Below are 24,805 nucleotides of genomic sequence, written 5' to 3'. Positions count from 1 at the left end.
ACGTTACCGGCGTGTGCCCGCCGGGAGCCGGTGACGAGGCCGGAAGTGGCCGCTCTGAAAGCAGCCGCCGCGGAAGCGGCCGCCGTAAAAGCGGATGCGCCGCCCGTGGGGCGCTCGTTACCGTAGGGGCATGTCTACGCCCCGAATCTCCTAGCCGAGGACCCGCTTCCCCGCCAGAAGTGTGTCCTTTCGCTGTTTCGGAGCGTTACCCATGATTACCGTCCGCGGTGTCGAGCTGCGCGCGGGTGCCCGCGTGCTGCTGTCCGATCTCTCCTTCACCGTCTCTCCCGGCGACCGCATCGGCCTGGTCGGCCGCAACGGCGCAGGCAAGACCACCTTGCTGACCGCCCTCGCCGGCGCCGGCGGCCCGGCCGCCGGCACCATCACCCGCACCGGTCCCGTGGGCTTCCTCGCCCAGGACTCCCGTGCCGCCGACCAGGCCGTCACCGTCACCGACCGCATCCTCTCCGCCCGCGGCCTCGACCGCGCCCTGCACGCGCTGCGCGCGGCCGAGGCCGCGATGGCCCGCGCCGCGCGCCCCGCCGAACTGGAGCGCGCCATGGCCGCCTACGCGCGCGCCGAGGCCGCCTTCCAGGCCGGCGGCGGCTACGCCGCCGAGGCCGAGGCCGCCCGCGTCGCGGCCGGGCTCGGCCTGCCCGACCGCGTGCTGAACGAGCCGGTCGGCACCCTCTCCGGCGGCCAGCGGCGCCGCGTCGAACTCGCCCGCATCCTCTTCGCCGGGCTCGCCGGGCACGGCGGCACCCTGCTGCTGGACGAGCCCACCAACCACCTGGACGCCGACTCCGTCGCCTGGCTGCGCACCTTTCTCCAGGGCCACCAGGGCGGCCTGGTGGTCATCAGCCACGACACCGGACTGCTCGCCGACGTCGTCAACCGCGTCTTCCACCTGGACCCCACACGCGCGACCATCGACATCCACAACACCGGCTGGCACACCTACCTCGCCCAGCGCGAGAGCGACGAGCGGCGCCGGACCCGGGAGCGGGCGAGCGCCGAACGCAAGGCCGCGGCCCTGCACGCGCAGGCCGACCGGATGAAGGCCCGCTCGGCCACCGCCGTCATGGCCCGCAGCATGGCGCGCCGCGCCGACCGCATGCTGGCCGGCCTGGAGCCGGCCCGGCGCACCGAGCGCACCGCCCGCATCCGGCTGCCCGAGCCCGCGCCGTGCGGCCGCACCCCGCTGGGAGCGATCAGCCTGGCCAAGTCCTACGGCGACCACCGCGTGCTGGACGGCGTCGACCTGGCCGTCGACCGGGGCAGCCGCCTGGTGATCCTCGGCCTCAACGGCGCCGGCAAGACCACCCTGCTGCGCATCCTGGCCGGTGCCGAGACCCCGGACGCCGGCCGGGTGGTGCACGGGCACGGGCTGCGCCTGGGCTACTTCGCCCAGGAGCACGACACGCTGGATGCGGCCCGCACCGTCCGGGAGAACCTGGCGGCCGCCGCCCCGCACCTGACGGACGGCGAGGCCCGGCACGTCCTCGGCTCGTTCCTCTTCGGCGGGGACGACGCGGACAAGCCCGCGGGCGTCCTGTCCGGCGGGGAGAAGACCCGCCTGGCCCTGGCCGGGCTGGTCCACGGCGGTGCCAACGTGCTGCTGCTGGACGAGCCCACCAACAACCTCGACCCCGCCTCCCGGGCCGAGGTCCTGGCCGCGGTCGGCGCCTACCCCGGCGCGATCGTCATGGTCACCCACGACGAGGGCGCCGTCGACGCCCTGCGCCCGGACCGCGTCCTGCTCCTGCCGGACGCGGACGAGGACCTGTGGAGCGAGGACTACCGCGACCTGCTCCTCCTCGCCTGACCGCGGTCACCGCCGGCACGCGTACCGCGTGCGGATGCCTGCCGGGGGCCGGTCCCCGGCAGGTCAGCGCGGGGGCTCGGCCAGGAGGGCCTTGCGGTGGCTGAACGTCTCCAGCGAGTAGCGGCCGTGGTAGTTGCCCATGCCGCTCTCGCCCACGCCGCCGAACGGCAGCTCCGGGACGGTGAGGTGGGCCAGCGGCAGGCCGAAGGACAGGCCGCCCGAGGACGTCTCGGCCGCCAGGCGCTCGCGTACGGCGGGCGAGTCGGTGAAGGCGTACAGCGCGAGCGGCTTGTCGCGGTCGTTGATGAAGGCGATCGCCTCGTCCAGGCCGGGCACCGTGACGACGGGCAGGACGGGGCCGAAGATCTCCTCCTGCATGACGGGCGCGTCGGGGTCGACGTCGGCCAGGACGGTGGGGGCGATGTACTTCGTGTCCCGGTCGCTGTCGCCGCCCGTCACCACGCGGCCGGAGCCGAGCAGGGCGGTCAGCCGGTCGAAGTGGCGCTCGTTGACGATGCGCCCGTACCGGTCGCCGGCCGCCGGGTCGGGGCCGTAGAGCTCCTCCACGGCACGCGCCAGGGCCGGCTCCAGGGCCCGGGCGGTCTCCGGGTCGGTCAGGACGTAGTCGGGGGCCACGCACGTCTGGCCCGCGTTGAGGAACTTGCCGGCCGCCAGGCGCCGCGCCACCTCCTGCGGGTCGGTGCCCCGGTCGACGAAGACCGGCGACTTGCCGCCCAGCTCCAGCGTGACCGGCGTCAGGTGCCGGGCCGCGGCCGCCATCACGATGCGGCCCACGGTGCCGTTGCCGGTGTAGAAGATGTGGTCGAAGCGCTCGGCGAGCAGCTCGGTGGTCTCGGGCACGCCGCCTTCGACGACGGCCACCGCATCCGCGTCGAGGTACTGCGGGAGCAGGCGGGCGAGGACGGCGGAGGTGGCCGGGGCCAGTTCGCTGGGCTTGGCGACGACCGCGTTGCCCGCCGCGAGGGCGCCCAGCAGCGGGGTCAGCAGCAGCTGGGCCGGGTAGTTCCAGGGCGCGATGACGAGGACGACGCCCAGCGGGTCGTACTGCGTCCAGGCGCTGGCCCCGGCCAGGTGCTCGGGGACGTCCGCGGGCTGCGGCCGCAGCCAGTCCCCGAGGTGTTCCAGGGTGTGGTCGATCTCCCGGATCGTGAAGCCGATCTCGGTGCGGTGGGCCTCGTACGCGCTCTTGCCCAGGTCCCGGTGGAGGGCGTCGGCGATGGCCGCGGCCTCCTCGGTGAGCAGGGTGCGCAGGGCGTGCAGCTGGGCGGTGCGCCAGGCGAGCGGCCGGGTGCGGCCGGTGCGGAAGGCGGCGCGGAGCCGGGCGACGGCCTCGGCGGGCCGTTCCGGGGCGGGGGCGGGGTGCGACATGGTGCCTCGTTCCGACAAAGGTTCCGAAAAGGGTTCCGAAGGAGTTCCGAAAAGACGTTGCGCAAGACGTTCCGGAAGATGTTCCGGGAAAGGGGAGGGGATCAGGCGGCGGCCGGTACGGCGGCCAGGCGGGGCCGGGCGCGGCGCTTCTCGGCCGCGGCCGCCACGGCGAGCAGGGCCAGGCCGCCGGCCAGCCAGCCGAACAGCGACAGCACGCGGCCGTCGAAGCCGGCGCCGCCGTCGAAGTAGAGCAGGGAGCGGGCGCCCTCGACGAAGCCGGCGCCGTTCCAGAAGGCGTGCAGGGAGCCGAAGAAGCCGTTCTGCAGTTCGGGGCGGAAGACGCCGCCCGAGGTCGTGAAGTTCAGCATCACGAACAGCACCATCATCGTCAGTGTCGTCCAGCGCTTGAGGAAGGTGTGCAGTCCGATGCCGAAGGCGATCACGCCCGCGGAGTAGAGCCAGGCCATGCCCCACACGGTGGCGTAGTCGTGGTCGACGACGTGGAAGACGGGGCCGGCGAGGGCCATGCCGATGGCGCTGACCACGACGGAGACGGCCAGGCCGACGGCCGCACGCGTCCACAGGCTCAAGGAGGCACCGGCCGCGCCGATGGCCGCCACGCTGCCGTACGAGCCGATGCTCAGCGCGACGAGCAGGAAGAAGATGCCCTGCCCGGTGGGGTCGCCCGAGGACAGCGTGGTGATGTCGGTGACCTTCAGCGGCACGCCCTGGTGGTCGGTGACGCTGCGGAAGACGGCGGTGGCGGCGGTGGCGGTGGTGTCGGAACCGGCCTTCGCCACCAGCACCTCGGGGTGCTCGGCACCGGGCACGTACGCGCCGGCCAGCTCGCGGTCCCGCAGCTGCCGGGTGGCGGTCGCGCGGTCGGCGACGGTGGTGACGTCCAGGGCGTCGCCGGCCCTGTCCTTGATGGTCTGGGCGAGGACCTGGGTCCGGGCGGTGCTGCCGACGACGGCGACCTTCATGCCGTGCGGCTCGGGGGAGTGGAAGGCACCGAGGTAGGCCAGGCCCATGCCCAGGCACATCAGCAGCGGGGTCAACAGGTGCACGGCCACGTGCTTGAGGTGGTGGCGCGGCCCGTGGGCGGCGTGAGCGGTCATGAGCGGGGGCTCCTCCGGGCAGTTGCGAGGTCTCAGAGGTTGGTAAATGCAACCAATACTGAATGTATTATGCAACCGAATGGAAGGTGGAGATATGCCGGACCGCGATGTGACCCTGAGCACCATCCAGCGCGAGCTGACCGCGTTCGCCCGCCGGGCCCGGCACAAGGCCGCGCAGATCCACCCCGAGCTGTCCCTGGTGACCTACAGCATGCTCGACCACCTGGAGGCGACCGGCGGCTGCCGCGGCACCGACCTCGCCGACCACTTCCTGCTCGACAAGTCCACCGTCAGCCGGCAGACCGCCGTCCTCGAACGCCTGGGCCTGATCGTGCGCGAGACCGACCCCGAGGACCGGCGCGGGCAGATCCTGCGCCCGTCCGAGGACGGCCTGCGGCTGCTCGCGGAGGCCCACCGGCAGCGCCGGGCGATCTTCGAGGACCGCTTCACCGACTGGGACGACGCCGACCTGGAGCGCTTCGCCGGGTACCTGCAACGCTACAACGCCGCCGGCTGACACCGGCGGCGTTGAAAGTGATCGGGGTCGATCCGCTTGATCAGTAGGCGGAGTTGACGTTGTCCATGGAGCCGTACTTGTCGGCGGCGTAGTTGCAGGACGCGACGATGTTGGCGACCGGGTCGTAGATGTCCCAGGAGGTGCCCTCGACGTGATACGCCTTGAACGTCGGGTCGATGATCTGCAGCAGACCCTTGGAGGGGACACCGTTGACGGCGTTGACGTCCCAGTCGTTGATCGCGCGCGGGTTGCCCGTGGACTCGCGCATCACGTTGCGCTTGATGCCCTCGTACGAGCCGGGGATGTGCTTGGCCTTCATGATGTCCAGGGCCTGGGTGATCCAGCCGTCCAGGTTGTCGCCGTAGGCCTTGGGGGTCGCAGCGGCGGGCTTGGCGGGCTTGGCGGCGGGCTTGAGGGCGGTGCGGGCCTGGGAACGGGAGGCGGCCTGCTCCTTGGCCTTGCGCTCGGCCTCCGCCGCGGCCTTGGTCTTCGCCTGGGCGTCGGTGGTGGCCTGGGTGGCAGCAGCGTCAGCGGCCTTCGCCAGCTCGGCGTCCTGGGTCTGACCGAAGGTCTCCGCGTTCCAGGCGACCGGCTTGACCGGGGCGTGGGTGGCGGCGGTGGCGGCGGGGACGACACCGAGCACGACACCGGTGGCGCCGGCGGCGGTCAGGCCCGCAGCGATGAACTTGTGGGTCTTGGTCAGACGGGTATAGCCGGAGTGGTTGGAGCGCATGAAGGAGCTGAACCTCTCGATCGGGGATGCCGCACGAGCCCGAAGCGGCGCATAACGAAGCGCCGTTCTCGATCGGACGGCGCCGTGCGACTCATCCATCATTAGCGGCGCTCGAAACCCCTGGCAAAGCCCCCCACTACGGCCCTCTTTCGTCCCCCACCACCCCCCACCCCACCCACCACGGCCAATACCAACGGCCCACTTTCGTAGGTGATCCACCTCTCATGGGCGGGCTCACATCCCGGGCCCCTCCGGCTCGCCCTCCGCGAAGAAAGCGCTACTCCACGGCACCGGAATCCGGGCCCGTGCCCCGCAGCGTCTGGGCGTGGGCCAGCTCGCGGTACGCGGCGCTGCGCCGCAGCAGTTCCAGGTGCGTACCGCAGGCGATCACGCGCCCGGCGTCGAGCACGTAGATGCGGTCGGCGTTCTGGACGGTGGACAGCCGGTGGGCGATGACCAGCAGTGCGCACTCCCCGGCGATGTCCCGCATGACCTTGCTCAGCGCCGCCTCGTTGATCGCGTCGAGGTGGGAGGTCGGCTCGTCCAGCAGCAGCAGCGACGGCCGGGTGAGCAGGGCGCGGGCGAGGGCCACGCGCTGGCGCTCGCCGCCGGAGAGGGTGGCCCCGCGCTCGCCGAGGTTGCAGGCCAGCCCGCCGGGGAGGCGTTCGACCACGTCCGTGAGGTTGGCCAGCCGCACCACGCGGTCGACCTCGGCCGCGCCGGCGTCGGGCACCGCGTAGGTGATGTTGTCCCAGAGGGTGCCGTGCACGACGTGGGTGTTCTGGTCGACCAGCGCGATGCGCTCGCGGCACTCCTGACGGGTCAGCTCGGGGGCGGGCCGCCCGTCGAAGAGCAGGACGCCCTCCTGGGGCTCGTAGAAGCGGGCGGCGAGGGAGAAGATCGTGGTCTTGCCGGCGCCCGAGCGGCCCACCAGGGCGACCTGCCCGTGGTGCGGTACGGACAGGGACACCCCGCGCAGGACGGGTCGGCCGGGGCGGTAGCCGAAGTGGACGTCGCGCAGCGTGAGGGCCCCGGCGGGCCGGGACGCGGAGCGCGGAGCGGGGGACCGGGTGCGGCCGGCGGGCTCCCGGGGCAGGGCCAGCGCCTGGTCGACGCGCTCGTAGGCGCCCATCCCGCGCTGGACGAGGCCGACGGCACGGAAGACGGACGAGAGAGGGACGACCAGGTAGGAGGCGTAGAGCAGGAAGGCCACCAGTTCGCCGAGCGAGTCGGCGGCGCCCACGCGCATGCCGCCGATCACCAGGACGACGAGGAACGATCCCTGGACGGCGAGCTCGACGGCGGAGCTCATGAAGGAGGCGAGCTTGGCGGTCTGCACTCCGGCGCGGTACGCGCTCTCGACGCGGGTGCCGATCCTGGCGGCCTCGCGGTCCTCGGCGCAGTGGACGCGCACCATGGGCAGCGCGCCGAGCGCCCGCTCCAGGTCGGCGGCGATGCCGCCGACGGCCCCCTGGGTGCGCTCGGCGGCGGTGCGGATGCCAGACAGCAGTGAGGTGACGATGACGGCCGCCGCGGCCACGGTGGCGACGACCAGCAGGAGCAGGACGGGGTCGATCCAGGCCATCAGCGCCAGCGCGCCGGCCGAGACCAGCAGCCCGGTGACCAGGTCGACCAGCGCCTGAGCGGTGGCCTCGCGGATGACGCCGGTATCGGCGGTGACGCGGGAGATGAGGTCGCCGCTGCGGTGCTCGCCGTACTCGCGCATGTCGAGGCGCAGCAGATGGGAGACCAGGCCGTGCCGCAGGGTGCGGATCACGCCTTCCCCCATGCGTTCCAGCAGGAAGCGGCCGACCGCCCCGGTGACGGCCTCCGCCACGAACAGCCCCGCGAGCAGCAGCAGCGGTCCGGTGACGGCGGCGTGGCCGGCCGCGTCGATGACGCGCCGGGCCAGCAGCGGCTGGGCCAGGCCCATGGCCGAGCCGGCCAGGGTCAGCACGCAGGCGACGGCGATGGCGGACCGGTGCCCGGCGGTCAGGCGCACCATGGTGACCAAGGCCCCGGCCGCCTTGCGGCGGCCCTTCGGCGAGGGCGCGTGCGCCGTGGCCTCCGGTTCGCCGGGGCGCGGATCGGCGCCGGTGGCGAGCTGCCCGCTCACGGCTCGTCCCGGCCGGCGGGTGCCACGACCACCAGGCGGCCGAAGTAGTCGTCGGGCACGCCCTCGCCCACCGGCCGGCCGCCGGCCTCGACCCAGGCGTGAGCGGCGAAGGGCGGCACCACGCGGACCCCTGCGCACCACGTGGGCCACACACCCCACAGCCGGCACAGCAGCGCGGCGCCCACCGAGCGCGGCAGGCAACCGCGTGGCCCCGCGCAGTACAGGCTGACCGCACATATCGCGTCCCGGGCGGCCTGCGCCTGCCCGGGGTCGGCCGGTGCGGCACCTCGGCGCACGACGCCGAGGACGGCCCGGATGCGGTGGGGGCGCAGCCGGGCCAGCAGCAGGGCGGGCAGCAGGACGACCCGGGCGGCCAGGCGGTGCCCGAGGGGCACGCCGACGGGCCGCGCCAGGGCGCTGGGGGTGCTCACGATGCCAGCCCGCTGCTGCGCAGCTGCTCGGCGAGCGTGGCGACGTCCCGGGCCGCCTGGGCGCGGTCGATGTCGAATTCCGCGACGAGCGCGTCCACCGCGTCCTGCTCGTCGCCGCCCTCCAGCAGGGCGCGGACGACAAGGGTGCCGGTGGGGTTGAGCTCCCAGTACTCCCCGCTGCGCTGGTCCAGCAGGACGGTGCCGTATGCGGTGGTGGCGGTGCAGACGTCGGCTCCCAGCCGCAGTGCCATGTGCCGTACCCCTTCTCTAGGCCGGTGGTGCGTCAAGGTCGGTGCCGCGGGCCAGGCTGCGCAGCCACACCTCGCAGGCGATGGTGGAGTAGAGGATCGCGTCCTTCAGGCCGGGGCTGTTCGGGCGCTGGGCCAGGGCGCGCAGGACGTCGCGGTCGACGAGCCCCATCCGGGCCAGATGGGAGTCCTCCCACAGGGCCAGCAGGTCGCCGCGGTGTTCGCGCAGCCCGTCGGCGGCGTCCATGGACGCCTGGGCCTTGCTGGTGCGGCGCAGGCACTCGTCGGGCACGATGCCACGCATCGCCGAGGTCAGCATCGGTTTGTACGCCCAGGGGGTGACCCGGTCGGCGGGCCGGACGGCCAGGGCCGCCTCGATGACCCGGTCGTCGAAGAACGGCGAGGCCATGGGCAGGCCGGCACGGCAGGCCATGGCGTCCCACTGGCGGACGATGCGGGTGCAGGTGCGGATGGCCTCCAGGTCGGTGTGCATTCCGCGGTCGGGGTGCAGCGGCCGGGCGCCGGCCGCCGCCTCGGTCAGTGCGTCGCGCACGAGCGCGGCGGCGTCGTCGGTGACCCAGTCGAACAGCCGGGGCTCGGCCGACCAGCCCAGCGTCCCGCCGACCGTGTCCGGCAGGGGGTCCCGCAGGCGGCCGGTGGCGTCGGCGAGCCAGCGGTCGTACGGCCGGGAGTCGGCCAGGGCGCGCGCCATGCCGGACAGCGGCCAGGTGAACAGGACCTTGAAGCCGCGCAGCCGGCCGAGCGCGAACAGCGGCCGGCGGCGCAGCAGCCGGTGGTAGTACGCCTCCGAGCACCAGGCGATGTGGTCGCCGCCGATGCCGGTCAGATGCAGCCTGCTGCCGCGCTCCCGCAGGCCGGGCAGGTGGTGCAGCACCCGGGCGCGGTCCATCACGCCGATGGTCGGCTCGTCCATCGGGTCGTCGATCTCCAGCAGGTCGGTGTAGACCAGCGGCGAGGCGTGGGCGTCCCAGACGACGTGCTCGACCTGCGGCAGGTGGGCGGCGGCGCGCTTGGCCCAGTGCAGGTCGTCGTCGCCCGGGTCGCGGCCCGGCCAGGTGCTGGCCACCACCCGGGCGGGGGAGCGGTCGGCCAGGAAGCAGACGGACGTGGAGTCCAGGCCCCCGGAGAGATCGCAGCTGACCACGCCGCCCGGCCGGGTCCGGGCGCCGACCGCGTCGGTGAGTGCCTGCCGGAGCAGGGGGGCGCCCTCGGCGAGGGGGCGCACCGGTTCGGGCGGGGACCACCAGCGGGAGGTGCGGGTGGTGTGCCCGTCGGGTGACAGGTACAGCGCCTCGCCCGGGCGCACGGCGCCGACGCCCTGCCAGACGGAGGTCTCGTACAAGGGGTGGGGAACCGGCCACAGCAGGCGCACGGCCACCTCGCGCGGGTCCGGTCCGGTGCCGGCCGCGTGGGCGAGCAGGCGGGCGTCGGTGCCGGCGACGTGGACGCCCTCGAGCGCGGTGTGGAAGACCAGGCGCAGGCCGGAGGCCGCGCCCTGGATCCTGACCCGGCCGTCGAGCGAGGCCGCCAGGTGGAAGCTGCCCGGCAGGGTGCGGGCGAGTTCGTCCAGGTGCGCGAGGTCGGTCAACCGGTCGGCGTGTCGCTGGAGTACATCGGGGCGCACGGGGCAGCAGCCCAGGACGGCGAGGGCGACCCGGCGGGTGGCGACGGCGGTGCACTCGTCGTCGGTCCAGTGGCCGGTGATCCAGGGCCTGCCGGAGGGGTGGTCGAGGGTGCGTGTTCCGGGGTGGCGGGGCAGAGAGCGGGCCGCGGCCCGCGCGCCCTCACAGTCCGGAAGGACCGTGAAGGACGCGCTGCCGCAGCCCGCCTCCGCATGATCATGCAGTGACGCCATGGCGTGCGATCAGCTGCCCTGCCTCAGTTCTTGCTGAGGACGAGGCGGTCGTTGCCCTTGAACTGCAGCAGACCGGTCTCGGTGCGGAAGTCGCCGCGCCGCGTCAGGGTGGGGGCCTCGTACGCCTTCTTCATGAGCTTCTCCTCTTTTTTGGGAGGGAGAACCAGCCCTGCATCAGACGTAACTCCCGTCTGTTGCAAGGAGGTTCGCTGCTACGAAGAACGTAGCAGCGCCTCCCGACGGTCGGACAATACGCTCATGTGCGTATTCATAAGAGGAATCGCATAAATATCCGCCGTGACCCTGTTCGGGGAAAGCGGGTTCGGGAAGGGGAGGGTGGCGCTCCGGGAGATCGTTGCTGTTAAGGTAAGGCTTACCTATTCGAAGCCCGTGTCGAGTCGTGCGCAGGGGGTCCTCGTGGCGGTGGCAGTCGCTCCTTCCCGGACGGCCGGTGCGCTCGGCGCGCCCGCCTGGGCCGGTGTGCTCCAGGAGACCTACGCCCAGGTGGCCGAGGCGCTCGGCCCGGTCGTCCGGGTGCGGGCCGGCACCGGCCTCGAGGGCGACCCCGTCACCGCCGAACGCCTCGTCAAGGACGAGGCCCTGCGCGAGTGGCTGGTCGAGGCGTCCGCCCGCAGGATCGAGGAGGGCCACGGCACCGCGCCCCGCCGCGACGTCGCGGCCCTCGACGTGCTGCACCAGTACGCCTTCTTCGCCGCCGTCACCATGAGCGGCCCCTGGTTCCTGGAGCGGCGCGTGCCCTGGGTCGGGCCCGGCGGCGTCGGGTACGACCCGGCCTCCGCCACCCTGACCGTCTCCCCCTCCTACCTCTCCTGCCTGCCGGACGACCCCGCCGCCGGCCGCCCCGGCTTCCGCGTCGTCGCCGACGAGGAGGCGCTGCGCACGGAGCTGCGCGGCGCGGTGGCCCACCACCTCGGGCCGGTCCTGGAGGCCTTCCGCCCGCTGCTGCGCCGCGGCCCCCGCGCCGTGTGGGGGCTGGCCACCGACGAACTGGCCGAGGGCATCTGGTACCTGGGCCGGCTCATCGGGCAGGAGGGCCGGGCGGTGGCCGCGGCCGAGCGGCTGCTGCCGGGCAGCACCGCGCCGTTCGTGGGCGCGGCCGGGTTCCGTCCCTCGTGCGGCGACCCCGAGGCGGAGGCGGTCGGCGAGTCCACCCGTACGCGCGTGAACTGCTGCATGTGGTACACCATCACCCCGCAGACCGTCTGCCCGACCTGCCCGCGCCGCAAGCGCCCCTGAACGAATCGCACGCAACGCAGTACGGCGATGGCCGGGCCTCCTTCAGGAGGCCCGGCCATCGCCGTACTGTCGTCGGTCCGCTGTCGCCGCGTCAGGCGCGGGCGGCGTCCACCCCGTACGTCTTGGCGACGTCGTCGAGGACGGACTCGGCGCCGTAGAGGCCCACGGCGAGCATCCACGTGGTGTCGTCGACCTCGTGGACCTGCCCCTTCAGCTGCTTCCACAGCGGGTTCGCCTGGAACTTCTCCTTGTTCTTCGTGCCGGCCCCCGACGGGTCGGGGTAGGCGGTGACGAAGATGTCGTCCGCGTCGACCTTCTTGATCTGCTCCTCGGAGATGTCGGCGTTGAAGCCGGTGCCCTTGGCGTCCTGCGGCTTGTCGAAGCCGAGGTCCTTGAGGATGACGCCGATGTAGGTGTCCTCCTTGTACAGGCGCGTCGGGCCGTCGAGGAAACGCACCACGGAGACCGAGGGGTTGGACCCCTTCTTCTTGCGGACCGCGTCGCCGATCGCCTTGGCGCGCTTGTCGTACGCGGCGATCTTCTCGTCGGCGAGCTTCTCCTTGCCGAGCGCCTTGCCGACCAGCTTGAGGTTGTCCTTCCAGGTCGCGCCGGTGTCCTCGGTGAAGACGGTGGGCGCGATGGCCGACAGCTGGTTGTAGAGCTTCTCGTGACGGACCTTCGCCGACAGGATCAGGTCGGGCTTGAGGACCTTGATCTTCTCCAGGCTGGGCTCCTCCAGCATGCCGACCGGCTTCGCGCCGCCGCCGTACGTGGCCGCGTCCTTGCCGAAGTACGCGGGCAGCTTCTCGTCGGGGGAGGCGAGGGTGGTGTAGCCGACGACGTTGCCCTGCAGGGCCAGTGCGGCGTCCACGAACGTCATGTCGAGGGCGACGATGCGCTTGGGGGCCTGCTTGAGCTGCGTCTTGCCCATGGCGTGCTCGATCGTGCGCGGGAAGGCGGCGCCCGAGGCGGCCGTGCCCTTGCCGCCCTGATCGTCCGTATTCTTGTCCGAGCCGCCGCCGCAGGCGGCGGTGGCGAGCAGACCTGCGGTCACGGCGACGGCGCCGACGGTACGGCCGAAGCGGCTGAGCCAACGGGCTCTCATCACGGGGGTCCCTTCTCTGTGCGCGTTGTGCGGTCCTAAGGATAGGCTCACCTAAGTGACCGAAAGACGCGGGGAGGGGATCGTGACCGAAGCGCTACCTGCGCGACCCGTACAGAGGGAAATGAGGCAGGTTGCGTCCGAAAGGGCAAGAAGCCGCCGGCTGTGGACCGTTGGACTGGCCGGAGCACTGCTCCTGGCGGTGGTGCTGAGCATCGCGTTCGGCGCCGAACCGCTCGGGCCCGGCCAGGTGTGGCACGGACTGTGGAGCCCCTCGGGCCGCGAAGGCGACATCATCGTGCGCTCCCTGCGCATGCCGCGCACCGTGACCGCCCTCGTGGCCGGCCTCGCGCTCGGCGCCGCCGGGGCCCTGATGCAGGGCCACACCCGCAACCCCATCGCCGACCCGGTGGTGCTCGGCATCAGCGCCGGCGCCGGCGCGGGCGTGGTGGCCTCGCTCTTCCTCGTCGGCGTCGGCAGCCTGTACGGGTACGTGTGGTTCGGCTTCCTCGGCGCCGCGCTCGCCGGCACGGCCGTGTACACGGTCGGCGCGCTCACCCGCGGCGGCGCCACGCCCGTGACCCTCGCCCTGGCCGGGGCCGCGGCGCATGCGCTGTTCACGGCGCTGACCGCCGGCATGGTGCTCTTCGACCGACAGGCGCTGGAGACCTACCGCTTCTGGACGGTGGGCTCCGTCAGCGGCCAGCCGCTGAGCCTGGTGGCCGAGGCCCTGCCCTTCATCGCGGCCGGCCTCGTGCTCGCCGCGCTCAACACCCCCGGCCTCAACGCCCTCTCCCTCGGCGAGGACGTGGCCCGCATGCTCGGCGTGCGCATCGGGCTCAACCGGGCCGTGGGCATGGCTGCCATCACCCTGCTGACGGGCACGGCGGTGGCCCTGTGCGGGCCGATCGGCTTCGTCGGACTGGTGGGCACCCACATCGCCCGCCACCTCTCCGGCCCCGACTACCGCTGGATCACCGCCCAGGCCGCGCTCATCGGCGCGGCCCTGATGCTGGTCGCGGACACCCTCGGGCGGCTGGTGGCGCGCCCGGGGGAGCTCCAGGTGGGCATCATGCTCGCCCTCATCGGGGCGCCGGTCTTCATCCATCTCGTCCGCCGCCGTCAGGCGGTGAGGATATGAGCGGTGCGCAGATGAGCAGCGTGCAGGAAACGACGGCCGTCCCCGGGCGTTCCCCCCTGCGGGCCGGCCCCCTCTCCGCGGTCTGGCGGCCGCGCACCCTCCTCGTCCCGCTGCTGGCCCTGGCCGTGCTGCTGCTCGGCACGCTCGTGGGCTGCGGCCGCGGGGACGTCGGCATCCCCCTCGGGGACGTCGCCAAGGCCCTGCTGGGCGCCGGCGACGAGACCAGCCGCATGGTGGTCCTCGATCTGCGCCTGCCCCGCTCGGTGACCGGCGCCGTGGTCGGCGCCTCGCTCGCGCTGGCCGGTGCCGTCGTCCAGGGGCTGGCCCGCAACCCGCTGGCCAGCCCCGACATCCTCGGCATCACCGCCGGCTCCGGCGTGGGCGCGGTGACCGTCATCGTCCTCGGCGGCGCCAACGGAGGCGTCGGCGGCGCGCTGGCCGAGGCCGGCCTGCCCGCCGCGGCCATGGGGGGCGGCCTGCTGGCGGCCGTCGCCGTCTACCTGCTCGCCGTGCGGCGCGGCCTGTCCGGCTACCGGGTGCTGCTCGTGGGCGTCGGCGTCAACGCCGTCCTGACCAGTGTGCTGTCGTGGCTGCTGCTCAAGGCCGACATCGTCGACGCCGGCCGGGCGCTGCTGTGGCTCAACGGCAGCCTCAACGGTGCCTCGTGGGAGTCGATGCGCCCGGCCCTGTGGACGCTCGCGGTCCTCGGCCCCGTGGCCCTGATGCTGTCCTTCCCCTTCGGCGCGCTCGTCTTCGACGAGGACACCGCCCGCGGCCTGGGCGTGCGGATGACGGCGACGCGCGTCGCGCTGCTGTTCACCGCCGTGCTGCTGACCGCCGCCGCGACCGCGGCCGCCGGCCCCATCGCCTTCGTCGCCCTGGCCTGCCCGCAGCTGGCCGTCCGGCTCGTGCGCAGCGGCACCCCGCCGCTGCTCGCCTCGGCGCTGATCGGCGCCGCGGTGACGGTGTGGGCCGACGTGCTCGGCCGCACCGCCTTCGGAAGCATCGAACTGCCCGTCGGCATCCTCACCGCCGCACTGGGCGCCCCGTACCTGCTGTACTTGCTCATTCGGAGCGGAAGGGCCCGCACGTCATGACCGAGACCACCCGCACCCCCGCAGCCTCCCCGGCCCACGACGGCGCCGGGCGCCGGGTGCGCCTGCGGGCCGAGGGCCTCACGCTCGCCTACGGGGACCGGGCCGTCGTCCGGGAGCTGGACCTCGACATTCCCGACGGCGGCATCACCGCCGTCATCGGGCCCAACGGCTGCGGCAAGTCCACTCTCCTGCGGGCGTTCGGCCGGCTGATGAAGCCCACCGCCGGGCATGTCCTGCTGGACGGCACGCCCATCCACCGCATTCCCACCCGCGAGGTGGCCGAGCGCGTGGGCCTGCTCCCGCAGTCCCCGGCCGCGCCCGAGGGGCTGACCGTGGCCGACCTGGTGGCGCGCGGGCGCCACCCGCACCAGAGCTGGTACCGGCGCTGGTCCTCCGACGACGAGGCGGCGGTCGCCGAGGCGCTGCGGGCCACCGGCATGTACGAACTGGCCGAGCGGACGCTGGACGAGCTCTCCGGCGGCCAGCGGCAGCGCGCCTGGATCGCCATGACGCTCGCCCAGCAGACCGAGCTGCTGCTGCTCGACGAGCCCACCAACCACCTCGACCTCGCCCACCAGATCGAGGTGCTCGACCTGGTGCGGGAGTTGCACCTGACCACGGGCCGCACGGTCGTCGTGGTGCTGCACGACCTCTCGCTGGCCGCCCGGTACGCCGACCGGCTGGTGGCGATGAAGGACGGGCGCGTGGTGGCCCAGGGCGCGCCCGCCGAGGTGCTCACCGAGCAGTTGGTGCAGGAGGTCTTCGGGCTCAGCGCCCGGGTGCGCCGCGACGAGGAGACCGGCGCTCCGCTGGTCATCCCGCTGAGCAGGCACGCCCGTACGGCGGCTGACGGGGCGTGAGGCGCGGGCGGGGCGGAAGCATGGCCACAGTTTGGTAGGTTAGCCTTACCTAAGTCGATGGGTGGCGGGAAACCGCTCCCACCCACCGGCGCCGCCCTGCCTGCCCACCCCGCTCGTGACCGAAGGATCCCGCCATGCTGCGTGCTCGTCTCCTCGACCGACAGGCGCAACGTGAGTCCGCTGCCCGCACCTACGCCCGGTCCATCCCGGTGGCGCCCGTCGCCGCCGCCGGCGCCGAAGTGACCGGTGCCGACGGCCGCACGTACCTCGACTGCCTCTCCGGAGCGGGCACCCTCGCCCTCGGCCACAACCACCCGGACGTCATCGCCGGCCTGCAGCAGGTCATCGGCTCCGCCGCCCCCCTGCACGCCCTCGACATGATCACCCCGCAGAAGGACGCCTTCAGCGAGGAACTCCTCAAGCGGCTGCCGGGCACCCTCAACAACAACGCCAAACTGCACTTCTGCAGCCCCGCCGGCACCGACGCCGTCGAGGCCGCCCTCAAGCTGGCCCGCAACGCCACCGGCCGGCAGGGAATATTCGCTTTCACCGGCGCCTACCACGGCATGACCCTCGGCGCCTCCTCCGTCTCCGGCCCCGGCCGGATGCGCCGCGGCGCGGCCGCATTCGGCCCGGCCGAGGCCCAGCCCGTGACCCGGCTGCCCTACCCCTACGGCTACCGCTGCCCCTTCGGCGTCGGCGCCGAACAGGCCGGCGAACTCTCCGCCCGCCTGATGGAGTCCTACATCACCGACCCCTCCAGCGGCGTGGGCAAGCCCGCCGCCGTCATCCTCGAAGTCGTCCAGGGCGAGGGCGGCGTCGTCCCCGGCCCCGACGCCTGGCTGCGCGAGGTACGCCGCATCACCGCCGAACACGGCATCCTCCTCGTCATCGACGAGGTCCAGACCGGCATCGGCCGCACCGGCGACTTCTGGGCCTGCGAACGCGCCGGCATCACCCCCGACATCCTCGTCACCTCCAAGGCCGTCGGCGGCGGCCTGCCGCTCGCCCTCATCGCCTACCGCCCCGACCTCGACACCTGGCAGCCCGGCGACCACACCGGCACCTTCCGCGGCAACACCCTGGCCATGGTCGCCGGCGAGATCACCCTGCGCACCGTCGCCGAACAGCAGCTGGCCGAGCGCGCCGCCAAGCTCGGCGAGCGCCTGCGCGCCGGCCTGCGCGAGATGGCCACCGCCCACCCGCAGATCGGCGAGGTGCGCGGCCGCGGCCTGATGATCGGCGCCGAACTCGTCGACCCCACCGCCGCACCCGACGCCCTCGGCTCCCTGCCCGGCGACGGCGCCTTCGCCCGCGCCGTGCAGCAGGCCTGCCTGGAGCGCGGCCTGATCTGCGAACTCGGCGGCCGCGGCGACGCCGTGCTGCGCCTGCTGCCCCCGCTCGTCCTCACCGACGAACAGGCCGACTCCGTGCTCGGCCGCATCGCCGAATCGCTCGCCGCCGTCACCGCGGAGCGTGCCGCGTGAACGAGCCCACCCGCGCCGACGCCGTCGCCGACCCTGCCTCCCCCTACGCCCTGCGCAAGCTCGCCTCCATCGCGCTCGACGCGCTCGCCGACGGCGCCGCCGCCCGCGGCGGGCCCCTGCCCGCCGGAGGCCCCGAGCAGGTCGCCGCCCGCACCCGCGCCCTGTGCACCCCCGTCCTGCCCGAGGAGGGCGTGGGCGCCGCCGACGCGCTGTACGACGTGGCCCGCGCCGCCGCCGAGGGCGCGGCCGACCCCTCCGACCCGCACTGCGTGGCCCACCTGCACTGCCCGCCGCTCGCCGTCGCCGCGGCCGCCGACCTCGTCGCCTCCGCGCTCAACCCCTCGATGGACTCCTGGGACCAGGCGCCGGCCGCCGCGGTCATCGAAGCGGAGGTCACCGCCGCCCTCGCCCGCCTCGTCTACCCCCACCACCCCGCCCCCGACGCCGTCATCACCAGCGGCGGCACCGAGTCCAACCTCGTCGCCCTGCTGCTCGGTCGCGAGCGGGCCCGTGCCACCGGCGCCCGTACGGTGCAGGTGCTCGTCGGCGCCAACGCCCACCACAGCGTGCGCCGCGCCGCCTGGATGCTGGGCCTGCCCACGCCCGTCGTCGTCGACTGCCCCGGCGGGCGCATGAGCCCCGCCGCCCTGGACCGGGCGCTGGTCGACTGCGCGGGCCCCGCCCTGGTCGTCGCCACCGCCGGCACCACCGACGAGGGTCTGATCGACCCGCTGCCCGAGATCGCCGAAGTGGCACGCTTCCACGGCGCCGAACTCCACGTCGACGCCGCCTACGGCGGACCGCTGCTCTTCAGCGACAAGCTGGCGCCCCGCCTGGCCGGCATCGAACACGCGGTGTCGGTGACCTACGACCTGCACAAGCTCGGCTGGCAGCCGGTCGCCGCCGGCGTCCTCGCCGTCGCCGACGCCCAGTTGCTGGAGCCGCTGGCCCTGACCGCCGACTACCTCAACGCCGACGACGACACCGAAGCGGGCCTGCCCGACCTGCTGGGCCGCTCCATCAGGACCTCGCGCCGCCCCGACGTCCTGAAGATCGCCACCACCCTGCGCGCCCTGGGCCGGCGCGGCCTGGGCGCCACGGTGGAGCACTGCGTGCAAACGGCGGCCGACGTCGCCCGGGCCGTCGACGAGCACCCGGCCCTGCGTCGCCGCCCCGGCGAGGTGGGCATCAGCACCGTGCTGTTCCGCCCGGCCGCGGCGGACGCGCTGCCCGACGCGGACGGCGACGAACTCGTCGCCGCCGTCCGCCGCGACCTGCTCGCCGAGGGCCGCGCCGTCCTCGGCCGCGCGACGGTGGCGGACGCCGACGGCAGGCAGCGACTGTGGCTGAAGGTGACACTGCTGCACCCGAGCACGACGGCCGACGACTTGGCCGGCCTCCTGGAGCTCGTCGCCGAGCAGGCGGAACGCCTCGCCCCGGCCACGATGGCGGCGTAGCCGCCCCGTAGGGGCGCGGGGAACTGCGCGACAAGCCACAACGCACCCGCAGGGGGAGTGCCGGGCCTCGCCCGACGGCGGGCCGTCGGTGGCCGATCGCGCCCACGCGGCGGCAGCCGCAGATCGGCGCCGTCCCGCGCCCCTGACGGGGCGCCGGACGGCGCGCCGCGGCCCTGCGGCCCGGCGGCGCCCACCGCCCCTACGGGGCGCCCGGCTTGGAAAGTCGCATCGTATGAATTAGCTTAGGCTCGCCTAACTTGGCCGGGGTGTCCGGATGCCGACGGACACCCCGGCCATCCCCGCAAGGCCGAGCGCCAGCGCCCCGCATCACGTACGTACGCCCGTCACCCGAAGCAGCAAGGCAGCCGCCGTGTCCATAGAACTCCCGCCGTCCGCCGCACCCCGCACCGCCCACGCCCAGGACGTCCTCCCGGCACGTGTGCAGCGCCGCCTGCTCGACCTCGCCCGCAGCGGCGACCCCGTCGCGGCCTACGTCTACGACGGCGACGTCGCCGCCGCCCGCGCCCGCGAGCTGCGGGCGGCCCTGCCCGAGTGGGCGGCGGTCTACTACGCGGTCAAGGCCAACTCCTTCCCCGGCATCGTCGGCGCCCTCGCCCCGCACGTCGACGGCTTCGAGGTCGCCTCGCTGTCCGAACTGGCCCTCGCCACCGCCGCCAAGCCCGCCGCCCCCGGCGCACCGGCCCCGGTCGTCGCCGCCGGACCCGCCAAGTCCGTGCCCGTCCTGACCGGCCTGGTCGAGGCCGGCGTCGAGGCCATCAACGCCGAGAGCCCCCTCGAACTGCACCGCATCAGCCGCATCGCCGGCGAGCTCGGCACCACCGCCCGCGTCGCCCTGCGCGTCAACCCCGCCGAGATACCCGTCACCGGCTCCCTCCACATGGGCGGCGAGGCATCCCAGTTCGGCATACCCGAGCCCGACGTCGCCGAGGCCGTGCGCCTGGCCATGAAGCTGCCCGGCATCGACCTGGTCGGCTTCCACATCCACGCCGCCTCCAACAACCTCGACGCCACCACCCACGCCGCCTACCTGCGCTGGTGCATCGAGTGGAGCGTGGCCACCGCCGTCGAGCACGGCATCGACCTGCGCCACATCGACGCCGGCGGCGGCATCGGCGTCGCCTTCGAGGCCGACTTCAAGGACGAACGGCCCTTCGACGTCGCCCGCTTCGGCGAACTGCTGGCCGCCACCCCGCCCCCCGGCGGCGTCAAGGTCGCCCTGGAGCCCGGCCGCTTCCTCGTCGCCGACTGCGGCTGGTACGCCGCCGAGGTCACCGACGTCAAGCACTCCTACGGCACCTCCTTCGCCGCCCTGCGCGGCGGCATCAACCACTTCCAGCTCCCCACCTCCTGGGACATCGTCCACAACGTCGCCGTCCTGCCCGTCGAGGAGTGGCCCGAGGGCTGCCCGCGCCCCGAGGCCGCCGACGGGCCCGTGACGTTCGTCGGCGAACTGTGCACCCCCGAGGACACCCTGCTGCGCGACGTGCGCGTCGAGCGCGTGCGCGCCGGCGACATCGCCGTCTTCCCCTGCGCCGGCTCCTACGGCTGGGAGTTCGCCATGCACGCCTTCCTCGGCCACCCCGTCGCCGACCGCATCCTGCTCTGACGCCCACGCCGCCTCGAAAGCACCCGCGATGACCCTCCCGCCGAACCCGCCCACGGCCCCGGCACCGGTGCCGGATCCGCTCGACCACCCCGATGCCCGGCAGGCCGCCGACTCCGCCGCCACCGAGACGCTGCTGCGCGCCTACGTCCGCGAGAGCGCCGTCGAGGTGCCCGCCGCCGGCACCGAGATGCTGCTCGACTTCCCCGCCAGCGCCCTGCGGCTGCGCGTGCCCGTCCGCCACCGCTCGGCCACCGGCTGGCACCGCTTCGGCCCGCCCGTCGTCGACGGCACCGGTCCCGCCCCCGCACCGGCCGACGCCGCCCTGGTGGCCGCCGCCGCGATCCGCGAGTCCACCACCGGCCGCGGGCTCGCCGCCCATCTGGGCGCCGACGCCGTCGGCCGGGTCCTGAACTCCGCCGGCCGCGTCGCCGCCCACCTCGCCGCCCGCCGCGCCGAGGCGGCCGGCACCACCGGCCCCACCCCCTTCCTCGACGCCGAACAGGCCCTCCTGCTCGGCCACCCCTTCCACCCGGCCCCCAAGAGCCGCGAGGAGGCGTCCGAGGACGAACTGGCCGACTACTCGCCCGAGCTGCGCGGCTCCTTCGCCCTGCACTGGTTCGCCGCCCACCCCGACATCGTCGCCGGCGGCACCTTCGACGGCCGGCCCGTCGCCGACCTGCTGCGCCCGCTGGCCGCCGGCGTCGCGCTGCCGAAGGGCACCGTGCCCGTCCCCGCCCACCCCTGGCAGGCCCGCGAGGTGCTGCGCCGCCCGGAGGTGCGCGCCCTGGTCGAGGACGGTCTGCTGACCCCGCTCGGCCCCGGCGGCGCGCCCTGGCACCCCACGTCCTCCGTGCGCACCGTCCACCGCCCGGACGCCGACGTGATGCTCAAGCTCTCCCTCGGCATGCGCATCACCAACTCCCGCCGCAACAACCTGCGCGGCGAGATGCGCCTGGGCGTCGGCGCCGCCCGGCTGCTGGCCGCAGGCCCCGCCGACTGGCTGCGCGCCGAGCACCCCGACTTCGCCATCCTGCGCGACTTCGCCTGGATCTCCGCCGGCACCTCCGGCGCCGAGACCGGCCTGGAGACCGCCCTGCGCGACAACCCCTTCCGCGGTGGCGCCGGCGAGGGCCTGTGCGTCGCCGGCCTGCTCGCCGAGCGCACCGGCCCCGGCGACGGCAGCGCCCCCGCGCACCGCACCCTGCTCGCCGAGGCGGTCGAGCGGGCCGCGCGCACCCACGGCACCACCGTCGCCGAGGCGGCCGCGCGCTGGCTGGAGTACTACCTCGACGTGCTCGCCGTCCCGCTGATCCGCCTCCAGGCCCGGTACGGCATCGCCCTGGAGCCGCACCACCAGAACACCCTCGTCGCCCTCGGCGAGGACGGCCTGCCCACCGCCGGCTGGTACCGCGACAGCCAGGGCTACTACCTCGCCCGCTCGCGCGCCGCCGAGATCGAGCGGCTGCTGCCCGGCGCCACCGACGACGTCGAGCTCGTCTTCGACGACGCCTTCGTCGACGAACGCGTCGGCTACTACCTCTACATCAGCAACCTCCTCGGCGTCATCGGCTCCCTGGGCGCCCAGCAGCTGGCCGCCGAGGAGGACCTGCTGCGCGTGCTGCGCGCCCGCCTGGAGCGGCTGCGCGCCACCGAGCCCGGCGCCAAGGGCCTGCTCGGCCTGCTCCTGGACGCGCCCGTCCTGCGCTGCAAGGGCAACTACCTCACCTGCGTGGACGGGCTCGACGAACTCGTCGGCGACGTGCACACCCAGTCCGTCTACATCGACCTTCCCAACCCCCTCGCGGAGGCCCAGCGGTGAGCGAGAACACCCCTTACGACCTTCTCGGCGTCGGCATCGGCCCGTTCAACCTGTCGCTGGCCGCCCTCGCGGACGGCGTGCCCGGCCTGAGCGCCCTCTTCCTCGACGCCCGGCCCGCCTTCTCCTGGCACCCCGGCCTGCTCCTGGAGGGCACCACGCTGCAGGTGCCCTTCCTCGCCGACCTGGTGACCATGGCGGACCCCACCAGCCCCTGGTCGTACCTGAACTACCTGCGCTCCCACGAGCGGATGTTCCCCTTCTTCTTCTCCGAGCGCTTCCTCATCCCGCGCCGCGAGTACGACCACTACTGTCGCTGGGTCGCCGAGCGCCTGCCCTCCTGCCGCTTCGACGCCCGCGTCGACGCCGTCGCCTGGGACGAGAGCGCCGACGCCTTCGCCGTCACCTACGCCCGCGCGGACGGCACCACCACGCGCGTCCTGGCCCGCCAGATCGTCCTCGGCGTCGGCACCGACCCGGTCGTGCCCGAGCCGCTGCGGCCGCTGCTGACCGACGCCCACCGCGGCCGCGTCCTGCACAGTGCCGACTACCGCACCCACCGCGCGGCCCTGGCCGCGGCCGACGACGTCACCGTCATCGGGGCCGGCCAGTCCGGCGCCGAGATCGTCCTCGACCTGATCCGTCACCAGGACGGCGAGGGCCTGGGCGGGCCGTTCACCCGCTGGCTGGCCCGCACCCCCGCCTTCGCGCCCATGGAGTACTCCAAGATCGGCCTGGAGCACTTCACCCCCGACTACATCCGCTACTTCCGCCACCTGCCCGAGGACCGCCGCGAGCAGATGGTCCGCGAGCAGTGGCAGCTGTACAAGGGCGTGAGCGCCGACACCCTCGGCGCCATCCACGACGAGCTGTACGAGCGCACCATCGGCGGCGGCCGCCCGCGCGCCGACCTGCACCCCGGCGTCGAGCTCACCGCCGTCCGCGAGGACGGCGACGGCTACCTGCTCACCTGCCGCCACGCCCCGCAGGAGAGCGAGTTCACCTTCCGCACCTCCGCGATCGTCGCCGCCACCGGCTACGCCGCCACCCGGCCCGCCTTCCTGGACACGCTCGCCGACCTCGTCGACTGGGACCCCAAGGGCCGCTACCGCGTCGACGGCCACTACCGCGTCGGCCTCGACCCGCGCGTCGGCGGCACCCTGTACGTCCAGAACGCCGAGATGCACACCCACGGCGTGGGCGCCCCCGACCTGACCCTCGGCGCCTGGCGCGCGGCCACCATCCTCAACACCGTGTGCGGCCGCACCGTGCTGCCCGTGCCCGACCGCGCCGCCTGGACCACCTTCGGCGCCCCCGGCGCGGCGGCACCCGCCACCGCCCCGCACCACGCCGACCCGGTCGGGACCCTGCGATGAGCGCGGCCCGGCAGGCCGGGGGAGCGGCCCCCGCGCGATCGGGCCTGCCGCTGCGGGCCGTCCTGATCGCGGTGATCGCCCTCTACCTCGTCGCCGAGACCGCACTGGCCCCCTTCCTGCCCCAGCTGTTCGAGCGCCTGTACGGCGTCGACGACCCCGGGGCGACGGGGCTGTACCTGTGGACCTGCCGCATCGTGGGGCTCGTCGCCCTGCCGCTGTGGGGCCTGGCGGCCCGCCGCCGGCCCCTGCACCAGCTCGTGGCCACCGGCCTGTGCGCCGCCGCCGCGGTGGACCTCGTCCTCGGCTTCGCGCCCAGCTATGCCGCCTTCACCGCGCTGTCGGCGGCCTCCGTCGCCGCCAACGCCGCGCTGCTGCTGGCCTACCCCGCCTTCATCGCCGAGCACACCCGCAAGGCGGCCGAGGAGCAGAGCGACGCCGAGCACGCCGAACTGGCCGCCGTGCGCTCCATCGTCGTCGTCTTCCACGTCGCCGCCGTGGCGGCCACCCTGGTGGGCGCCGGCGTGCTCGCCCTGCCCGACCCGCGCCTGGGCGTGTCCGCCTTCGCGGTGGTCGACGTCGTCCTCGCCGTGCTCATCCTGCGGGTGCTGCGCCGGCTGCCCGCCCGCAAGGACGAGCCCACCCGGGCCCCGGCCGCCGCCCCGGCCGCCGGCGGCCGGGGCCGGTGGGCGCTGCTGGCCCGGGCCGCCCTGATCGGCGTGGCCTTCGACTTCGCGCTCGCCGTGGCCCGGCCGTTCTTCACCGAGTTCGCCGAGACCGAGTTCGCCTCCGACCTGGGCGGCGGCTCGGTGGGCGGCGCCGTGCTGTTCTTCCTGCCCAGCGTCGGCGCCCTGATCACCCTGCCGTTCGCCCGCCGCTGCCACGACCGGTTCGGCCACCGGCTGCTGCCGGTCGCCGCCCTGGTGTGCGCGGGCGGCTTCCTGTGGCAGTACGCCGCCACCTCGCTGACGTCGCTGATCTGCGGCCGGCTGGTGGCCGGGCTGGGCCTGGGCCTGGCCCAGGTGGCCGTGGAGATGCGCATGTTCCACTCCACCGGCACCGCCGGCCCCGCCTTCACTGCCGTGGAGACCGTGCGCTCCGCCGGGCTGCTCGCCGCGCCCCTGATCTCCGCGGCCGTCGTCTCCCACGACCTGGCCCTTCCCCTGACGGTGGCCGCCGCCGCCCTGGCCTGCGTCGCGGTGACCTCCCTCGCCCCGGCGCGGCGCGCTGCCGCCGCCTTGGCCACCGCCCCCGTCCCGCCACGCGAACTCGTCCTCGCCGAGGCCGCCGTGACCGTCCCCGACGGCCTGCCCGTCCACGCCAAGGAGTAACGAC

General features: G+C 74.3%; 21 protein-coding genes. 12 read left to right on the top strand and 9 right to left on the bottom strand.

What is annotated here, in order from left to right; genetic code table 11:
* Positions 1-211: 211 nt before the first annotated feature.
* Positions 212-1,825 carry an ABC-F family ATP-binding cassette domain-containing protein gene (locus tag AC27L3_RS03620; protein WP_487232527.1) on the top strand — a complete coding sequence of 538 codons (1,614 nt, stop codon included), beginning with the start codon at positions 212-214 and terminating at the stop codon, positions 1,823-1,825.
* A gap of 63 nt (positions 1,826-1,888) precedes the next feature.
* Here the strand turns inward: AC27L3_RS03620 and AC27L3_RS03615 are convergent, their stop codons facing one another.
* Together AC27L3_RS03615 and AC27L3_RS03610 are read right to left on the bottom strand one after the other, a co-directional pair.
* Complete coding sequence (locus tag AC27L3_RS03615) at positions 1,889-3,214, bottom strand: aldehyde dehydrogenase family protein (RefSeq protein ID WP_487232526.1); 1,326 nt, start codon at positions 3,212-3,214, stop codon at positions 1,889-1,891.
* Positions 3,215-3,315: 101 nt separating this feature from the next.
* A complete protein-coding gene (locus tag AC27L3_RS03610; RefSeq protein WP_487232525.1) occupies positions 3,316-4,332 on the bottom strand; it encodes an ABC-2 transporter permease in 1,017 nt (338 codons plus the stop codon).
* 94 nt (positions 4,333-4,426) lie between these two features.
* Between AC27L3_RS03610 and AC27L3_RS03605 the strand changes: the two genes are divergently transcribed.
* A complete protein-coding gene (locus AC27L3_RS03605; protein WP_487232524.1) occupies positions 4,427-4,849 on the top strand; it encodes a MarR family winged helix-turn-helix transcriptional regulator in 423 nt (140 codons plus the stop codon).
* A gap of 40 nt (positions 4,850-4,889) precedes the next feature.
* Here AC27L3_RS03605 and AC27L3_RS03600 read toward each other — a convergent pair whose 3' ends face one another.
* The 6 genes from AC27L3_RS03600 to AC27L3_RS03575 all read right to left on the bottom strand — a co-directional run bounded on the left by AC27L3_RS03600 (position 4,890) and on the right by AC27L3_RS03575 (position 10,387).
* Positions 4,890-5,582 carry a transglycosylase SLT domain-containing protein gene (locus tag AC27L3_RS03600; RefSeq protein ID WP_487232523.1) on the bottom strand — a complete coding sequence of 231 codons (693 nt, stop codon included), beginning with the start codon at positions 5,580-5,582 and terminating at the stop codon, positions 4,890-4,892.
* Positions 5,583-5,859: 277 nt separating this feature from the next.
* Positions 5,860-7,587, bottom strand: a complete 1,728-nt coding sequence (locus tag AC27L3_RS03595) for an ABC transporter ATP-binding protein (RefSeq protein ID WP_487232801.1) — start codon at positions 7,585-7,587, stop codon at positions 5,860-5,862.
* A gap of 107 nt (positions 7,588-7,694) precedes the next feature.
* Positions 7,695-8,129, bottom strand: a complete 435-nt coding sequence (locus AC27L3_RS03590; protein ID WP_487232522.1) for a lasso peptide biosynthesis B2 protein — start codon at positions 8,127-8,129, stop codon at positions 7,695-7,697.
* The gene (locus tag AC27L3_RS03585) at positions 8,126-8,380 is read right to left on the bottom strand and encodes a lasso peptide biosynthesis PqqD family chaperone (protein WP_487232521.1); all 255 of its coding nucleotides are present in this window, start codon (positions 8,378-8,380) and stop codon (positions 8,126-8,128) included. The genes AC27L3_RS03590 and AC27L3_RS03585 overlap by 4 nt, the downstream gene beginning before the upstream one ends.
* 16 nt (positions 8,381-8,396) lie before the next feature.
* Positions 8,397-10,253, bottom strand: coding sequence for a lasso peptide isopeptide bond-forming cyclase (locus AC27L3_RS03580; RefSeq protein ID WP_487232520.1), 1,857 nt, complete (start codon positions 10,251-10,253; stop codon positions 8,397-8,399).
* A gap of 23 nt (positions 10,254-10,276) precedes the next feature.
* Positions 10,277-10,387, bottom strand: coding sequence for a keywimysin-related RiPP (locus AC27L3_RS03575; RefSeq protein ID WP_487232519.1), 111 nt, complete (start codon positions 10,385-10,387; stop codon positions 10,277-10,279).
* A 283-nt stretch (positions 10,388-10,670) separates the two neighbouring features.
* Between AC27L3_RS03575 and AC27L3_RS03570 the strand changes: the two genes are divergently transcribed.
* Positions 10,671-11,510, top strand: coding sequence for a (2Fe-2S)-binding protein (locus AC27L3_RS03570; RefSeq protein WP_487232518.1), 840 nt, complete (start codon positions 10,671-10,673; stop codon positions 11,508-11,510).
* A 91-nt stretch (positions 11,511-11,601) separates the two neighbouring features.
* Here the strand turns inward: AC27L3_RS03570 and AC27L3_RS03565 are convergent, their stop codons facing one another.
* Complete coding sequence (locus tag AC27L3_RS03565) at positions 11,602-12,615, bottom strand: ABC transporter substrate-binding protein (RefSeq protein WP_487232800.1); 1,014 nt, start codon at positions 12,613-12,615, stop codon at positions 11,602-11,604.
* Positions 12,616-12,736: 121 nt separating this feature from the next.
* Here AC27L3_RS03565 and AC27L3_RS03560 point away from each other — a divergent pair, with 121 nt between their 5' ends.
* The 9 genes from AC27L3_RS03560 to AC27L3_RS03520 all read left to right on the top strand — a co-directional run bounded on the left by AC27L3_RS03560 (position 12,737) and on the right by AC27L3_RS03520 (position 24,801).
* Complete coding sequence (locus tag AC27L3_RS03560; RefSeq protein ID WP_487232517.1) at positions 12,737-13,753, top strand: FecCD family ABC transporter permease; 1,017 nt, start codon at positions 12,737-12,739, stop codon at positions 13,751-13,753.
* Between the two features lie 11 nt (positions 13,754-13,764).
* Positions 13,765-14,850: a FecCD family ABC transporter permease gene (locus AC27L3_RS03555; RefSeq protein ID WP_487232516.1), complete on the top strand. Its 1,086-nt coding sequence runs from the start codon at positions 13,765-13,767 to the stop codon at positions 14,848-14,850.
* Complete coding sequence (locus AC27L3_RS03550) at positions 14,847-15,710, top strand: ABC transporter ATP-binding protein (RefSeq protein WP_487232515.1); 864 nt, start codon at positions 14,847-14,849, stop codon at positions 15,708-15,710. Before AC27L3_RS03555 ends, AC27L3_RS03550 begins: the two co-directional genes overlap by 4 nt.
* A 134-nt stretch (positions 15,711-15,844) precedes the next feature.
* On the top strand, positions 15,845-17,197 hold the full coding sequence (locus AC27L3_RS03545) for a diaminobutyrate--2-oxoglutarate transaminase family protein (protein WP_487232514.1): 1,353 nt from the start codon (positions 15,845-15,847) through the stop codon (positions 17,195-17,197).
* The gene (locus AC27L3_RS03540; protein ID WP_487232513.1) at positions 17,194-18,654 is read left to right on the top strand and encodes a pyridoxal phosphate-dependent decarboxylase family protein; all 1,461 of its coding nucleotides are present in this window, start codon (positions 17,194-17,196) and stop codon (positions 18,652-18,654) included. The genes AC27L3_RS03545 and AC27L3_RS03540 overlap by 4 nt, the downstream gene beginning before the upstream one ends.
* A gap of 370 nt (positions 18,655-19,024) precedes the next feature.
* Positions 19,025-20,281: an alanine racemase gene (locus AC27L3_RS03535; RefSeq protein WP_487232512.1), complete on the top strand. Its 1,257-nt coding sequence runs from the start codon at positions 19,025-19,027 to the stop codon at positions 20,279-20,281.
* Between the two features lie 28 nt (positions 20,282-20,309).
* Positions 20,310-22,100 carry an IucA/IucC family protein gene (locus AC27L3_RS03530; protein WP_487232511.1) on the top strand — a complete coding sequence of 597 codons (1,791 nt, stop codon included), beginning with the start codon at positions 20,310-20,312 and terminating at the stop codon, positions 22,098-22,100.
* Positions 22,097-23,473 carry a lysine N(6)-hydroxylase/L-ornithine N(5)-oxygenase family protein gene (locus AC27L3_RS03525; RefSeq protein ID WP_487232510.1) on the top strand — a complete coding sequence of 459 codons (1,377 nt, stop codon included), beginning with the start codon at positions 22,097-22,099 and terminating at the stop codon, positions 23,471-23,473. Before AC27L3_RS03530 ends, AC27L3_RS03525 begins: the two co-directional genes overlap by 4 nt.
* On the top strand, positions 23,470-24,801 hold the full coding sequence (locus AC27L3_RS03520) for an MFS transporter (protein ID WP_487232509.1): 1,332 nt from the start codon (positions 23,470-23,472) through the stop codon (positions 24,799-24,801). The genes AC27L3_RS03525 and AC27L3_RS03520 overlap by 4 nt, the downstream gene beginning before the upstream one ends.
* The last annotated feature ends 4 nt before the right edge of the window (positions 24,802-24,805 follow it).

The organism is Streptomyces sp. PKA51 (genome assembly GCF_057552455.1).
The sequence above is the reverse complement of the archived record's forward strand: the minus strand, read 5'-3'. Positions and strand labels throughout refer to the sequence as shown.

Excerpts from the sequence above, each read along its gene's own strand:
- AC27L3_RS03620 (WP_487232527.1), top strand. The coding sequence starts at position 212 with ATGATTACCGTCCGCGGTGTCGAGCTGCGCGCGGGTGCCCGCGTGCTG.
- AC27L3_RS03615 (WP_487232526.1), bottom strand. The coding sequence starts at position 3,214 with ATGTCGCACCCCGCCCCCGCCCCGGAACGGCCCGCCGAGGCCGTCGCC.
- AC27L3_RS03610 (WP_487232525.1), bottom strand. The coding sequence starts at position 4,332 with ATGACCGCTCACGCCGCCCACGGGCCGCGCCACCACCTCAAGCACGTG.
- AC27L3_RS03605 (WP_487232524.1), top strand. The coding sequence starts at position 4,427 with ATGCCGGACCGCGATGTGACCCTGAGCACCATCCAGCGCGAGCTGACC.
- AC27L3_RS03600 (WP_487232523.1), bottom strand. The coding sequence starts at position 5,582 with ATGCGCTCCAACCACTCCGGCTATACCCGTCTGACCAAGACCCACAAG.
- AC27L3_RS03595 (WP_487232801.1), bottom strand. The coding sequence starts at position 7,587 with ATGGTGCGCCTGACCGCCGGGCACCGGTCCGCCATCGCCGTCGCCTGC.
- AC27L3_RS03585 (WP_487232521.1), bottom strand. The coding sequence starts at position 8,380 with ATGGCACTGCGGCTGGGAGCCGACGTCTGCACCGCCACCACCGCATAC.
- AC27L3_RS03580 (WP_487232520.1), bottom strand. The coding sequence starts at position 10,253 with ATGGCGTCACTGCATGATCATGCGGAGGCGGGCTGCGGCAGCGCGTCC.
- AC27L3_RS03575 (WP_487232519.1), bottom strand. The coding sequence starts at position 10,387 with ATGAAGAAGGCGTACGAGGCCCCCACCCTGACGCGGCGCGGCGACTTC.
- AC27L3_RS03565 (WP_487232800.1), bottom strand. The coding sequence starts at position 12,615 with ATGAGAGCCCGTTGGCTCAGCCGCTTCGGCCGTACCGTCGGCGCCGTC.
- AC27L3_RS03560 (WP_487232517.1), top strand. The coding sequence starts at position 12,737 with ATGAGGCAGGTTGCGTCCGAAAGGGCAAGAAGCCGCCGGCTGTGGACC.
- AC27L3_RS03555 (WP_487232516.1), top strand. The coding sequence starts at position 13,765 with ATGAGCAGCGTGCAGGAAACGACGGCCGTCCCCGGGCGTTCCCCCCTG.
- AC27L3_RS03550 (WP_487232515.1), top strand. The coding sequence starts at position 14,847 with ATGACCGAGACCACCCGCACCCCCGCAGCCTCCCCGGCCCACGACGGC.
- AC27L3_RS03545 (WP_487232514.1), top strand. The coding sequence starts at position 15,845 with ATGCTGCGTGCTCGTCTCCTCGACCGACAGGCGCAACGTGAGTCCGCT.
- AC27L3_RS03530 (WP_487232511.1), top strand. The coding sequence starts at position 20,310 with ATGACCCTCCCGCCGAACCCGCCCACGGCCCCGGCACCGGTGCCGGAT.
- AC27L3_RS03520 (WP_487232509.1), top strand. The coding sequence starts at position 23,470 with ATGAGCGCGGCCCGGCAGGCCGGGGGAGCGGCCCCCGCGCGATCGGGC.